General features: G+C 65.3%; 12 protein-coding genes. 4 read left to right on the forward strand and 8 right to left on the reverse strand.

Annotated features, from left to right (window positions below; all coding sequences use genetic code 11):
• Nucleotides 1-229 precede the first annotated feature (229 nt).
• From HV770_RS01365 to HV770_RS01375, 3 genes are all read right to left on the reverse strand, one after another.
• On the reverse strand, nucleotides 230-1,249 hold the full coding sequence (locus HV770_RS01365) for an anti-sigma factor family protein (RefSeq protein WP_175157745.1): 1,020 nt from the start codon (nucleotides 1,247-1,249) through the stop codon (nucleotides 230-232).
• Nucleotides 1,239-2,144 carry an RNA polymerase sigma factor gene (locus HV770_RS01370; RefSeq protein ID WP_175157746.1) on the reverse strand — a complete coding sequence of 302 codons (906 nt, stop codon included), beginning with the start codon at nucleotides 2,142-2,144 and terminating at the stop codon, nucleotides 1,239-1,241. Before HV770_RS01370 ends, HV770_RS01365 begins: the two co-directional genes overlap by 11 nt.
• A 171-nt stretch (nucleotides 2,145-2,315) precedes the next feature.
• Nucleotides 2,316-3,230 carry a LysR family transcriptional regulator gene (locus tag HV770_RS01375; RefSeq protein WP_175157747.1) on the reverse strand — a complete coding sequence of 305 codons (915 nt, stop codon included), beginning with the start codon at nucleotides 3,228-3,230 and terminating at the stop codon, nucleotides 2,316-2,318.
• Between the two features lie 181 nt (nucleotides 3,231-3,411).
• On the opposite strand from HV770_RS01375, the gene gcl reads away from it, so the two are divergent.
• From gcl to lysM, 4 genes are all read left to right on the forward strand, one after another.
• A complete protein-coding gene (gcl, locus tag HV770_RS01380) occupies nucleotides 3,412-5,187 on the forward strand; it encodes a glyoxylate carboligase (protein ID WP_175157748.1) in 1,776 nt (591 codons plus the stop codon).
• Between the two features lie 126 nt (nucleotides 5,188-5,313).
• Nucleotides 5,314-6,123: a hydroxypyruvate isomerase gene (gene hyi / locus HV770_RS01385; RefSeq protein WP_175157749.1), complete on the forward strand. Its 810-nt coding sequence runs from the start codon at nucleotides 5,314-5,316 to the stop codon at nucleotides 6,121-6,123.
• Nucleotides 6,124-6,197: 74 nt separating this feature from the next.
• Entirely contained in the window at nucleotides 6,198-7,106 is a 909-nt protein-coding gene (locus HV770_RS01390) for a 2-hydroxy-3-oxopropionate reductase (protein ID WP_175157750.1), read from the forward strand.
• Nucleotides 7,107-7,762: 656 nt separating this feature from the next.
• Nucleotides 7,763-8,251, forward strand: a complete 489-nt coding sequence (lysM, locus tag HV770_RS01395) for a peptidoglycan-binding protein LysM (RefSeq protein WP_175157751.1) — start codon at nucleotides 7,763-7,765, stop codon at nucleotides 8,249-8,251.
• 162 nt (nucleotides 8,252-8,413) lie between these two features.
• On the opposite strand, the gene HV770_RS01400 is transcribed toward lysM, so the two are convergent.
• The 5 genes from HV770_RS01400 to cysT form a co-directional block, all read right to left on the reverse strand.
• A complete protein-coding gene (locus tag HV770_RS01400) occupies nucleotides 8,414-9,427 on the reverse strand; it encodes an asparaginase (RefSeq protein WP_175157752.1) in 1,014 nt (337 codons plus the stop codon).
• A gap of 160 nt (nucleotides 9,428-9,587) precedes the next feature.
• Entirely contained in the window at nucleotides 9,588-10,514 is a 927-nt protein-coding gene (locus HV770_RS01405; protein WP_042323869.1) for a CysB family HTH-type transcriptional regulator, read from the reverse strand.
• Between the two features lie 131 nt (nucleotides 10,515-10,645).
• Nucleotides 10,646-11,704, reverse strand: coding sequence for a sulfate/molybdate ABC transporter ATP-binding protein (locus HV770_RS01410; RefSeq protein WP_175157753.1), 1,059 nt, complete (start codon nucleotides 11,702-11,704; stop codon nucleotides 10,646-10,648).
• Nucleotides 11,704-12,777, reverse strand: coding sequence for a sulfate ABC transporter permease subunit CysW (cysW, locus tag HV770_RS01415; RefSeq protein WP_246290664.1), 1,074 nt, complete (start codon nucleotides 12,775-12,777; stop codon nucleotides 11,704-11,706). Before cysW ends, HV770_RS01410 begins: the two co-directional genes overlap by 1 nt.
• Nucleotides 12,774-13,673, reverse strand: coding sequence for a sulfate ABC transporter permease subunit CysT (gene cysT / locus HV770_RS01420; RefSeq protein WP_175157754.1), 900 nt, complete (start codon nucleotides 13,671-13,673; stop codon nucleotides 12,774-12,776). The genes cysW and cysT overlap by 4 nt, the downstream gene beginning before the upstream one ends.
• Nucleotides 13,674-13,759 lie beyond the last annotated feature (86 nt).

Here is a 13,759-nt window from a genome sequence, read left to right on the forward strand (position 1 = left end):
AAGATATCTCGTTAGCGCGGCGCACGAATCGGGTGTGTTTTCAAAGGTTTAGGGGCGCACGGGCAGATGGAGTGAGAAAAGCTGGAGTGGCTTTTGACACTTGTGCCTGCCTGTTGCGTCAGGGCACTGTCCGCCCACCGGGCGAGCCCGCAGACCAGCTTTCTGCCCTGCTGCGCTCGCCCCTCTCCGTTACCGCGCATCGGCACTTGGCACCCGCTCCCCCAAACCTTCAACCGCCTTCGCTTCGCTCACTGCCGCCTTGCAAGCGCGCCCTGAGCGCCGCTTCGAGACCGCTCAACGCGTCCGGCGCGGCGTCGGTGATCGCCCACCAGGTCATGCCTTGCGCGTCCCAGTGGGCGATCGAATAGCCTTCGTGGCCGAGTGCCGCAGGCGCCGCGCCATCCGCGCCACGGCCTGCCCCCGCGCCAGCCTGCGGGAACACATATACGTCGATCACGTGCTTGCGATAGCGATACACCAGTACGGCCACCCGCTGATGCGCGATGTAGTCGAGCCGGCCGCCCTCCAGCGCGAAGCCGCTGGCCGCGAGATCCTCGACGGGCGGCGAATAGTCGAGCCGGCCGTTGAACCATGGCTTGACCGTATGCCGGTCCGTCGAAATCACGTCGATGTCGCGTCCCGAGACCTGCGCCCGCACATGACTTTCCACGAGTTCGTCTGCAAACGGCGTGAAATCGGCCGGGCGCCGCCAATTCAGCGTGACGACCACGGCCACCGCGCACAGCGCGACTGCGAGCGCCGCCATCCATCCCGGCGCGAAGAGGCGCTGCGCGCCGCCCGCGGCGAGCGGCTGCCCAGCGCCGCCGGGCGAGCCGCCCCAGCCGCCCGGCTTGCCCCCGCCCGGAGCGCGTGCCGGCCCCTGAAACCAGTGCTTCAGCCAGCCGCCAAGCCGCTGCGGCCATGCGGACTGGCGCGGAGGCTTCTCGTCCTCCGTCGAGGCGTCCGGCATCGCCGCAGCCCCCGCAGCCGCAGACCTCCCGGACGCCGCAGACTCCACCAGCGCCTGATCCACTTGCGGCAATCCGGCGACGATCCGCGCCCGCAGTGACTGCGGCGCGCGATGATAAGGTGCTGCGCGCAGCGCGTCGCCCAGCGCCCGCAGGTGTTCGCTTTCACGCCGGCAGGCCTCGCAGCTCTCGATATGCTGCTGGACGCGCCGTGCATCCGGCGCGGGCAATTCGTGATCGGCATTCGCATCGAGGAGCGGCCGTGCTTCGTTACAGTCCATCCGGCGTCTCCTTGGCGGGGCCGGCGGCGTTGCCGCCGGGGAGGTTCAGAGGCCGGCCGTTCGCAGACGCCCGGAGTGGCATGACCGTCGCGCCAGGGGGCTTGCCGGCGACGGGTATGGCAGCGCGAGCGTCGTTGCCGCCGCCCGATTCGGCAGCGCGTGTGCCAGGCGCGCGACCGCTCTCACGCGGATCGGCGCAATCCGCCCGCGAAGGCGGCGCAGAAGCGGCGGATCGCAAATGCCCGGAAGACGGCGCACCGTTACGCGCGTCAGCCGTGCCCCCCGCCGACGCACCACCCACCGTCCCGCCACCGCCCGCCACGCCCTGCGTGTCCACCAGCAGCGCGGCCAGCTTGCGACGCCCGCGCGCGAGCCGCGACATGACCGTGCCGATCGGCACATCGGCCACCGCGGCGATCTCCCGATAACCCATCTCTTCGAGTTCCCGCAGAATCAGCACCTCCCGATACTCGACCGGCAGCAGCGCCAGTGCCTCGTGCACCCGCCTCGTATCCTCGTCACGGATCAGGAGCGCCTGCGGATCGGCGCCGCCCACGCTCCAGCCGTCGAAAGTGGCCTCGTCCATGGTCTCGTCGAATTCGAGCATGTCGTGTGGCGACGCGCGGCGGCGCCACTCGGTGTACCAGGTGCGGCGCACGATCGCCAGCAGCCACGGCCGCGCGGAATCGCCGCGAAACGTATCGAAGAAGCGGAACGCACGCATGAAGGCTTCCTGAACCACGTCCTCCGCGTCGCTGGCGTTGCCGCACAGCCAGCGCGCGAGGTTGTACGCGGCGTCGAGGTGCGGCAGCGCGAGCTGCTGGAAACGGCGGCTCCTCGCTGCATCGGTTTCGCCTCGCCCGCAGGCATCGGCATCGGTTTCGGTCTGGACCACCTCGGCCCTCCAGGGCATTGCGGCTAGGCTGTGCGGCTCGTCGTCAGGTTCCTCTTATCGCATAACCGGCCACACGCCGAGTTTATTCCCGCCACCGCCGCCAATCCGCCAAAAGATCGGCGCGTGCACTCCGCGCCCTGCTCATGGCCCTCGCCGCCCGCGCCTCTTTTGTTAATAAGCCGGCCGGTTCCAGTAATCCTCGCTTGCGTACATCTCTTTCAGATAATCGATGAAATAGCGCACCCTGGCCGGCACATAGCGCTGCTGCGGGTAGACCGCGAGAATGTCGTAGTCGGGCAGCGCGAATTCGTCGAGCACGGTTTCGAGTTCGCCGCGCGCCAGCTGCTGCTGGATTTCCCACGTGGAGCGCCAGCCGAGCCCAAGTCCTTCGGACACCCAACGATGCAGCAGTTCGCCGTCGTTGCAGTCGAGCCTGCCGCCCACGCGCACGGTCGCCAGCTTGCCGTTGCGGCGAAAATACCAGCCACGGTTCTGCCCGCCTTGCAGATTGAACGCGAGACAGTTGTGGCGCGGCAGATCTTCGAGCGTTTTCGGCTTGCCGTGCCGGCGGAAGTAGTCGGGCGTGCCGCACACCACGCGCCGGTTCGACGCCAGCTTCACGGCGACGAAGTTCGGATCGACCGCGCCGCCGATGCGGATCGACAGGTCATAGCCCTCGCGCACCAGATCCACGACCCGGTCGGTCAGATTGAACGACACCTGCAACTCCGGCTTGTCGGCAAGAAACGCCGGCGCGAGCGGCGCAACGTGCTTACGCCCGAACGCGGCCGGCGCCGATACGATCAGATGGCCGTTCACCGCGCGGCGTCCGGCGCTCAGTTCGTTTTCTGCCTGATCCCACTCGGTCAGCAGGCCGCGGCAGCGCTCCAGAAATGCGGCGCCCTCTTCGCTGACCACCAGGCGCCGCGTCGAGCGGTACATCAGCTTCACGCCGAGGCGCTTTTCGAGCGCGTCGATGCGGCGGCCGAGAATCACCGGCGACACGCCCTCCTCCAGCGCGGCAGCCGCGAGGCTGCCCGCGTCCGCGACCCGCACGAAGGTTTCGATCTGTTTGAAGCGGTCCATCGCTGTCTCCTCCCCTGCAGAACCGGTCACTGCCCGGGCTCACGCCGGGCCTGGCGCCCATTCAATACTTTTTGTTTCGGAATAAGCGACCCGCACTGATCTTATCAAACCTTTAGGTCGGGCCTACAGTGGCCTCAACACGCTTGAATTCGCCCCAATCCCAGACATTCAGGAGACATTCATGGCCAAGATGAGAGCCGTCGACGCAGCCGTGCTGGTGCTCGAAAAAGAAGGCATCGACACCGCGTTCGGCGTGCCGGGCGCCGCGATCAACCCGTTCTACTCGGCGATGCGCAAGGCCGGCAACATCAGCCACGTGCTGGCGCGCCACGTCGAAGGCGCGTCGCACATGGCCGAAGGCTATACGCGCGCGCAACCGGGCAACATCGGCGTGTGCATCGGCACCTCGGGCCCCGCCGGCACCGACATGATCACCGGTTTGTACTCCGCGCAGGCCGACTCGATCCCTATTCTCGCCATCACGGGTCAGGCGCCGCGCGCGCGTCTGTACAAGGAAGACTTCCAGGCCGTGGACATCGAATCGATCGCCAAGCCCGTCACCAAGTGGGCCGTGACGGTGCGCGAGCCGGCGCTGGTGCCGCGCGTGTTCCAGCAGGCGTTCCATCTGATGCGCTCGGGCCGTCCGGGTCCGGTGCTGGTCGACCTGCCGATCGACGTGCAGCTCGCGGAAATCGAATTCGACATCGACACGTATGAACCGCTGCCGGTCTACAAGCCGAAGGCGACGCGCAAGCAGATCGAAGCCGCGCTGACCATGCTCAACGATGCCGACAAGCCGTTGATCGTCTCCGGTGGCGGCGTGCTGAACGCAGTCGCTGAAGACCTGCTGGTGACGTTCGCCGAAACGCTCGGCGTACCGGTGATCCCGACGCTGATGTCGTGGGGCGCGATTCCCGACGATCATCCGCTGATGGCCGGCATGGTGGGCCTGCAAACTTCGCACCGCTACGGCAACGCGACGATGCTCGCATCCGACTTCGTGCTCGGCATCGGCAACCGCTGGGCGAACCGTCACACGGGCAGCATCGACGTCTACACGAAGGGCCGCAAATTCGTGCACGTGGACATCGAACCGACGCAGATCGGCCGCGTGTTCGGCCCGGATCTCGGCATCGTGTCGGACGCGAAAGCCGCGCTCGAACTGTTCGTCGAAGTGGCTCAGGAATGGAAGGCCGCGGGCAAGCTCAAAGACCGCAGCGCATGGGTCGCCGATTGCCAGCAACGCAAGCGCACCATGCTGCGCAAGACGCACTTCGACAACGTGCCGATGAAGCCACAGCGCGTCTACGAAGAGATGAACCAGGTGTTCGGCCGCGACACGTGCTATGTGAGCACAATCGGTTTGTCGCAGATCGCCGGCGCGCAATTCCTGCATGTGTACAAGGCGCGCAACTGGATCAACTGCGGCCAGGCCGGCCCGCTCGGCTGGACGATTCCCGCGGCGCTCGGCGTGCGCGCAGCCGATCCGCAACGGCCGATCGTCGCGCTCTCGGGCGACTACGACTTCCAGTTCATGATCGAGGAACTCGCGGCCGGTGCGCAATTCAAGCTGCCGTACGTGCATGTGGTGGTGAACAACTCGTACCTCGGCCTGATCCGCCAGGCGCAGCGCGCGTTCGAGATGGATTTCTGCGTGCAGCTCGGCTTCGAGAACATCAACTCGCCGCAGACCAACGGTTATGGCGTGGATCACGTCGCGGTGGCCGAAGGTCTGGGTTGCAAGGCGATCCGCGTGTTCAAGCCGGAAGAACTGAAGCCCGCGTTGCAAAGAGCGCAGTCGATGCTTGCCGAGTTCAACGTGCCGGTGATCGTCGAAGTGATACTCGAGCGCGTGACCAACATCTCGATGGGCACCGAGATCGACGCGATCAACGAGTTCGAGGAACTCGCAGCGACGCGCGAAGATGCGCCGACCGCGATCAGCATGCTCGACTGAGCGTCACCGGTTGCGCAGCACTGCGCGATGAATGCGACGGGCAGCGTCGCCATGCCGAACTGCCCTTCGCTTTCGCCAGAAGCCTCAAGACTCATTCCACCGACCGACCAGAGAGACACACGCACCATGCCGAAATTTGCAGCGAATCTCACCATGCTGTTCAACGAAGTCCCGTTCCTCGACCGCTTCGCGGCGGCGGCGGACGCGGGCTTTCACGCCGTCGAATTCCTGTTTCCGTATCCGTATCAGATCGCCGAGTTGAGCGAGCGCCTGCAGCAGAACCGTTTGAAGCTGGTGCTGCACAACCTGCCGGCGGGCAACTGGGAAGCGGGCGAACGCGGCATCGCGTGTCTGCCGGATCGCGTGGGCGAGTTTCAGGAAGGCGTGGGACGCGCGATCGAATACGCGAGCGCGCTGAAGGTGCCGCAACTGAATTGCCTCGTCGGCATTCCGACGGCGGGTGTCGATGCGGACAAGGCGCGCACGACGATCGTCGAGAACCTGCGTTTCGCCGCGGACGAACTGAAGAAGGCCGGTATCAAACTGCTGGTCGAGCCGTGCAACGCCTACGACATTCCCGGCTTCGCGCTGAACCGTTCGAGCGAGGGCCTCGACGTGATTCGCGCGGTCGGCTCGGACAATCTGTTCCTGCAATACGACATCTATCACATGCAACGGATGGAAGGCGAACTCGCAGCGACCATCAGGAAGAACCTGGCGCAGATCGCACACATCCAGCTCGCCGACAACCCGGGCCGCAACGAACCGGGTACCGGCGAAATCAACTACCCCTATCTGTTCTCGCTGCTCGATTCGATTGGCTATGACGGCTACGTCGGCTGCGAGTACAAGCCGCGCACGACCACCGCCGCCGGCCTTTGCTGGGTGCAGAGCGTGGCCGGGCAAACGCGCGGCGCGGCGCACGTGGCGGCCTGAGCGGCAAGTCGGGCGCTTCACGCCCCGAAGGAAGTGCCCCCAGGCACACCAAACAACCCTGGAGATTCAGACACATGGCAAAGATCGGTTTCATCGGCCTCGGCATCATGGGCGCGCACATGGCGCGCAACCTCATCAAGGGCGGTCACTCGCTGTTCGTGAACGGCGCCTATCCGGTGCCGGAAGACCTCGCCAGGACGACCAGCGTGGTCGCCAATTCGACCGCCGTCGCGCAGGCCGCCGACATCGTCGTCATCATGGTGCCGGACACGCCTGACGTCGCCAACGTGCTGTTCGCCGACGATGGCGTCGCCGCCGGTCTTACGAAGGGCAAGCTCGTGATCGACATGAGTTCGATCTCCCCGCTCGACACGCAAGCCTTCGCGAAAAAGATCAACGCACTGGGCGTCGACTATCTCGACGCGCCGGTGTCGGGCGGCGAAGTCGGCGCGCGCGAAGCATCGCTGACGATCATGGTGGGCGGCCCGGAAAAAGCCTTCGCGCAGGCAAAGCCGCTGTTCGAACTGATGGGCAAGAACATCTCGCTGATCGGCGAGAACGGCGCGGGCCAGACCTGCAAGGTGGCGAACCAGATCATCGTCGCGCTGAACATCGAGGCGGTGGCCGAAGCGCTCCTGTTCGCGTCGCGTTCGGGCGCCGATCCGGAGCGGGTGCGCAAGGCGCTAATGGGCGGCTTTGCGTCGTCGCGAATTCTCGAAGTGCACGGCGAGCGCATGACCAAACGCACGTTCGATCCGGGCTTTCGCATCGAGCTGCATCAGAAGGATCTGAACCTCGCGCTCGATGGCGCACGCAAGCTCGGCATCGCGCTGCCGCATACCGCGAGCGCGCAGCAGTTGTTCAGCGTGTGCGCGGCGAACGGCGGCAAGGCCTGGGATCACTCGGCGATGGTGCGCGCGCTGGAAATCATGGCGAACTACGAAGTCGCACAGGCGCCGGGCAGCGAAGCCAAGGCGGCTTGACGCGCAACCAGTCATGCAATGAAGCGACAGGCCAATCGGGGAGGCATGCCGCAAGCGTCATCAGCAAGACCGGTGACGCACACGTACAAAAAAATACATCAAAGCGTCATACCGATTGCCATGATCTGCGCATCGTCGCTTTCACGGCAATCACAGGTGGGGCGCCCGTTCGTCGCGCAGCATGCGCGGCGCAACGGGCAAATCGTGCCGCTCTGGGCTGAGAGCGGCAAGTGGGGTCCGCAGCGGCGCCCGGCGATGCCGGGGAAGCCTTGGTCGGTCAGACGTCGTCGTCGGGTGTCCGGCTGTCGGATTCATCATCATGCTTTTTCCGCCACGCACCAGTCGCCGCGGCAGTCACGCGCACCAATAGCAATCACGGCTCGCGCCCGCTTGCACGTCCGTTTGCATTTGCTTGCAACTCCCCGCCTTCCCCCGAACCTTTTTTGACACATCGTCGCGCGCTTTTCTCCTACACTCGTTGAGTCCGGCTGCACGCGTGACGGACACCACGCGCCCTGAGTTGTTTCTGGTGATGGCGCCTGGGCATGGCGTCCTGCCTGTCGCAGCGCGTGTCGTCCTTAGCGTTTGCCTGATTTCTCAACCAGTGCCTAACCCGTGCGTAATTTTTTTGCGCCACCACGTCAGGAGAGTGATCGATGGGTATTCTCAGTTTCATCAAGGAAGCCGGCGAAAAGCTGTTCGGCGCCGCCTCTACGCCCGCCCAAGCCGCACCCGCCGCGCCCGATCTGGCCGCCCTGAATAAAACCGCGGGCGACGCGATCGCCACTTATATCCGCAGCCAGGGCCTCGACGCGACCAATCTTCAGGTCACGTACGACGGCACGAGCCATACCGTCACCGTCGCCGGTGAGGCGGCAGATCAGCCGACCAAAGACAAGATTCTCGTCGCCGCCGGCAACGTGCAAAACGTCGACAAGGTCGACGATCAACTAACTGTTACGACGCCGGCCGCCGCGCCGACGCAGTTCCATACGGTCGTATCCGGCGACAATCTGTGGAAGATTGCGGAGAAGTACTACGGCAGCGGCGCGAAGAATGATGTGATCTTCCAGGCGAACACGCCGATGCTGAAGAGCCCGGACAAGATTTACCCGGGCCAGGTGCTGGTGATTCCGCCGCAGTGATAAGGCCGGCGTGACACGCCCTTCCGTATCGGCGTAAAGACGCACGCGGAAAACGACAACGCGGCGCTCGGGTCATCGGCCCGAGCGCCGCGTTTTTTATCGAGCGTTCACAATATGCAGCACCGGCGCGAGCCGCCAGTCGGCAGAGCTAGCGCAGCCTCGTCAGTAGGTGTCGAACACCTTCTGCAATGCAACCGGCCCCGTGCCACCCGCGGCCAGCGCCAGCATCAGCAGCACCCGCGCCTTGTACGGATTCAGCGAACCCGCGCTGATGAAACCGAGCGCATCGTCGGCGGCGGCGCCGTTGTGCATCACGTGTCCCGAACCCACGCGCGACGCACGCACTATCGCCACGCCTTGCGACGCGGCATCGGCGAGCGCCTGCAGCATCGACAGGTGAATCGAGCCATTGCCCGTGCCGGCGACGACGATACCGCGCACCCCGGCGGCCACCAGTGCATCGACGGCGATGCGCGACACGCCCGCATAGCTCGTGACGATCTCCACATGCGGCCAGTTCGAGCCGATCACGAACCCCGTGGCGAGCGTATGCGCGCGCACCACGGCGCGCTGGAATTCCACGCGGCCGTCCTGCACCCAGCCGAGCGCGCCGATCTCCGGCGACTGGAACGCATCCACCGCGTACGTGCTCGTCTTGACCACGTCTCGTGCGCTGTGAATGCGGTTGTTGAACGCGACCAGCACGCCCTGCCCGCGCGAGCCCGCATGTGCGGCAACGGTCACCGCATTCAGCAGATTCAGCGGACCATCGGCTGACAGTGCGGAGGCCGGGCGCATCGCCGCGGTGAGCACCACCGGCTTGTCGGACTTGACGGTCAGATGCAGCAGATACGCAGTTTCTTCGAGCGTGTCGGTGCCATGCGTGACCACTACGCCATCGACGTCGTCGGTGGCGAGCAGCGTATTGATGCGTTGCGCGAGCGTGGTCCAGAGCGACATTGCCATGTCTTTGCTGTCGACGCTGGCAATCTGTTCGGGCGCGATCCGCGCCACCGTCGACAGGGCCGGCACCACGGCCAGCAATTGATCGACGCCGACGACGCCCGCCTGGTAGCCGGACGTATTGGTCTCGTCCGCGGCCGCCCCGGCGATCGTGCCGCCGGTCGCCAGCACGGCGATGCGAGGCAGCGCGCAAGAGGATGTCAAAGTATTCATGGCGGCGATTGTAAGCGATGCGCCGCGCGCCGCCACGCGGGATTAAACGGATGCCCGTTCGTTTCGGCCCGGCCCGACGTTCGCGCCAGGCGACGCGTGACAGGCGCGCATCGAGTCACGCGCCAAACCCGCACCGGACCTCGACGGCCCGGCGCCCTCCTCAAACCGCTTCGCGCAACTGCGCGGCGATGTCCGCTTCGTTCAGCTGCGGCGCGAACATTTCGATCAGCCGGTAGGCGTAGGCGCGCAGGAACGCGCCCTTACGCAGACCGACACGCGTCGTGCTCGCTTCGAACAGATGCTGCGTGTCGAGCGCGACCAGTTCGGTGTCGCGCTTCGGATCGTAGGCCATCGCCGCCACCACGCCGATGCCCATGCCGAGTTCGACGTAGGTCTTGATCACGTCGGCGTCGATCGCGGTCAGCACGACGTCGGGCAGCGCCCCCGCTTTTGCGAACGCCTGGTCGATGTGCGAGCGGCCCGTGAAGTCCTGGTCGTACGTGACGATCGGGAATTCGGCGATCTCGTCGAGCGTCAGATTCGGGCGGCCCACCAGCGGGTGATCCTTCGGCACGACCACGACGTGATGCCACGAATAGCACGGGAACGTGACGATATCCGGGAAGCGGTCGAGCGCTTCGGTCGAAATGCCGATATCCGCTTCGCCGTTGATGATCATCTGCGCGATCTGCTGCGGACTGCCCTGGCGCAGCGCCAGATGCACCTTCGGAAATACTTCGGTGAACTGGCGAATCACCTTGGGCAGCGCGTAACGTGCCTGCGTGTGGGTCGTCGCCACGACGAGATGGCCACTGTCCTGATCGGCGAACTGGCGCGCGACGCGGCGCAGATTCTCCGCGTCGAGCAGCATCCGCTCGATCAGCTGATGCACCGCCTTGCCCGGCTCGGTCAGGCCCGTCAGGCGCTTGCCGCGCCGGATGAAAATATCGACGCCGAGTTCGTCTTCCAGATCCTTGATCTGTTTCGATACGCCCGACTGCGACGTGTACAGCACGTTCGCCACTTCGGTCAGATTCATGTTCTGACGCACAGCCTCGCGCACGAAGCGCAATTGCTGGAAATTCATTTGTATGTCTCCGGTTCAGCCAGAGTTGAGTTATTCGAGTTGTATCGAAACACCGGTCGACGTTGCGCATCCGTTTACGTCGCCCCGTGTGTTGCCGTGTGATGCGCGCGGTCTGTCGCTGCGCGCCTGCCTCACTGCGCCGGAAATACGCGCAGTGCGCGCGGCACCGCCGTCACCCCGTCGCCAACCGCCAGTTGCAGATCACGCCACGATTCGCGATCGAGTTCGGCTTCCAGCAGATTGCCTTCGCGGCCCGCGAGTTCGACGCGCACCGAGCCGCCCAGCGTCACCACGCGCCGCACGTCGACGACGATGCCTTCGCGATGACCCGCCGCCTGCGGATACAACTGCAGATCGTGCGGACGCACGTAGGCGAAAGCCGGACCGCTAAAACTGGCGGTAATCGCGACCGGCAGCGCGGCGCCGTCGACCACGAAGCCGCTCGCGTCGACCTTGCCGTGCAGACGGTTCGCCGCACCGAGAAACTCGTAGACGAACGAGGTCTGCGGATGGTCGTACACGTCCTGCGGACTGCCTACCTGCTCCACATGACCGCGATTGAGCACGACGATGCGGTCGGCCACTTCGAGCGCTTCTTCCTGATCGTGCGTGACGAAGATCGTCGAGATATGCAGATCGTCGTGCAGACGCCGCAGCCAGCTGCGCAGCTCCTTGCGCACCTTGGCGTCGAGCGCGCCGAACGGCTCGTCGAGCAGCAGCACTTTCGGCTCGACCGCGAGCGCGCGCGCCAATGCGATCCGTTGCCGCTGACCGCCCGACAGCTCCGACGGATAGCGTTGCGCGAGCCAGTCGAGTTGCACGAGCTTGAGCAGTTCATGCACTTTCTCGCGGATCACCGCTTCGGATGGCCGCTCCTTGCGCGGCTTCACGCGCAGGCCGAACGCCACGTTCTCGAACACCGTCATGTGGCGGAACAGCGCGTAATGCTGGAACACGAAACCCACCTCACGCTCGCGCGCGCCGACCGTCGCGACGTCCTGCCCTTGCAGAACGACCTGGCCGCCGTCCGCGTATTCGAGTCCGGCGATCACGCGCAGCAAGGTGGTCTTGCCACAACCCGACGGCCCGAGCAGCGCAACCAGTTCGCCCGGCGGAAAATCGAGCGAGACGTTGTCCAGCGCGACGAAATCGCCGAAGCGCTTTTGCAGGTGACGAACAGTGATACCCATTACAGCTCTCCTTGCTTGAGCGGGTGTTGCTGCGATGCATGCGTCGTATTGACGGACTGCTGGAAAGAAGACGGAACGGAACGCGACCCGGCGTGCGATCCCGATGCGGCGACGGTGGACGGCGTCGGCGGCCCAGCGTAGGCAGGCACATCGCGCGCGGCCGACAGTTCCGCCGACATATGGCGCTCGGCGAGCAGCTTGAGCCCCAGCGTCACGAGTGCGAGCAGGGCCAGCACCGACGCCACGGCGAACGCCGCCGAGAAGTTGTATTCGTTGTAGAGAATCTCGACGTGCAGCGGCATCGTGTCGGTCTGGCCACGAATGTGGCCCGACACCACCGAGACCGCGCCGAACTCGCCCATCGCCCGCGCGTTACACAGAATCACGCCGTACAGCAGACCCCACTTGATGTTCGGCAGCGTGACGCGGCGAAAGATCTGCCAGCCCGAGGCGCCCAGCACGTGCGCGGCCTCTTCTTCGTCGTTGCCTTGCGCCTGCATCAGCGGGATCAGCTCGCGCGCGACGAACGGGAACGTGACGAAGATAGTCGCCATCACGATGCCCGGCACCGCGAAGATGATCTGCACGTCATGCGCCTGCAGCCACGGACCGAACCAGCCTTGTGCGCCGAACATCAGCACGTAGATCAAACCCGAAATCACCGGCGACACCGAGAACGGCAGATCGATCAGCGTGGTCAGCAGCGCCTTGCCGCGGAATTCGAACTTCGCGATACACCACGAGGCCACCAGACCGAACACGAGATTCAACGGCACTGCGATCGCGGCGGTCATCACGGTCAGCTTGATGGCCGCGAGCGCATCGGGATCGGCGAGCGCTTCGAAATAGAACGCGAGACCCTTGTTCAACGCCTGGTAGAACACGGCCACCAGCGGCACGACCAGGAACAGTGCGAGAAACAGCAGCGCGATGCCGGTCAGCAGCCAGCGCACCACGGGCCGCTCGGTCACCGGATCGGGCCGGCGCGCGACGTTCAGCGGCGCATGCGCGGCCACGGCCGCGGTCACGCTCTGCGCCGCACGGTTCACGTCATGCTCGGGACGGCGGCTCATTGCGCACCTCCGCCGATCGCCGCCACGCCGGTTGCCGTGCCGGGCGCCGGGCCCGCGCTGCCGCGGCTCGTGCGGCGCTGCAAGTACCATTGCAAGGTATTGACGAACAGCAGCATCAGGAACGACACCACCAGCATCACCACCGCCAGCGCGGTCGCGCCGGCGTAGTCGTACTGCTCGAGCTTGGTGATGATCAGAAGCGAGGTGATTTCCGATTTCATCGGCACGTTGCCGGCGATGAAGATCACCGAGCCGTATTCGCCGAGCGCACGCGCGAACGCGAGCGCGAAACCCGTCAGGAGCGCCGGGAACACCGCCGGCAGCACGACACGGCGAAACGTCAGCCAGCGCGTCGCGCCGAGGCACGCGGCGGCCTCTTCCTGCTCGCGCTCGAACTCTTCGAGCACCGGTTGCACCGTGCGCACGACGAACGGCAAGCCGATGAAGGTCAGCGCGACCAGCACACCCGCCGGCGTGAAGGCGATCTTGATGCCGAGCGGTTCGAGAAACTGCCCGATCCAGCCGTTGCCCGAGTACACCGCCGCGAGCGAAATGCCGGCGACCGACGTGGGCAGCGCGAACGGCAGATCGACCACCGCGTCGACGATGCGCTTGAAGGGGAACGTGTAACGCACCAGCACCCACGCCACCAGAAAGCCGAACACCGCGTTGATCAGCGCGCCGCCGAGCGCCGAGAAGAACGTCAGCCGGTACGACGCGAGCACCCGCGGCGACGTGACCGCGCGCACGAACTGGTCCCAGTCGAGCGTCGCGGTCTTGAGAAAGGTCGCCGCAAGCGGAATCAGCACCACGAGGCTCAGATAAGCCACCGTGATGCCGAGTGTCAGGCCAAAGCCGGGCAATGCGCTCGGCTTTCGGAAGGTCAACGTCGTCATGCTGGATACTCGTTCAGGTTGATGCTGGCGTTTGATCTTCGGCCAACGGGTCCGGATTCCGGTTGGCCAGATGCGCGCCCACTGGG

Source organism: Paraburkholderia fynbosensis (genome assembly GCF_902859935.1).
Taxonomy (GTDB): Bacteria; Pseudomonadota; Gammaproteobacteria; order Burkholderiales; family Burkholderiaceae; genus Paraburkholderia; species Paraburkholderia fynbosensis.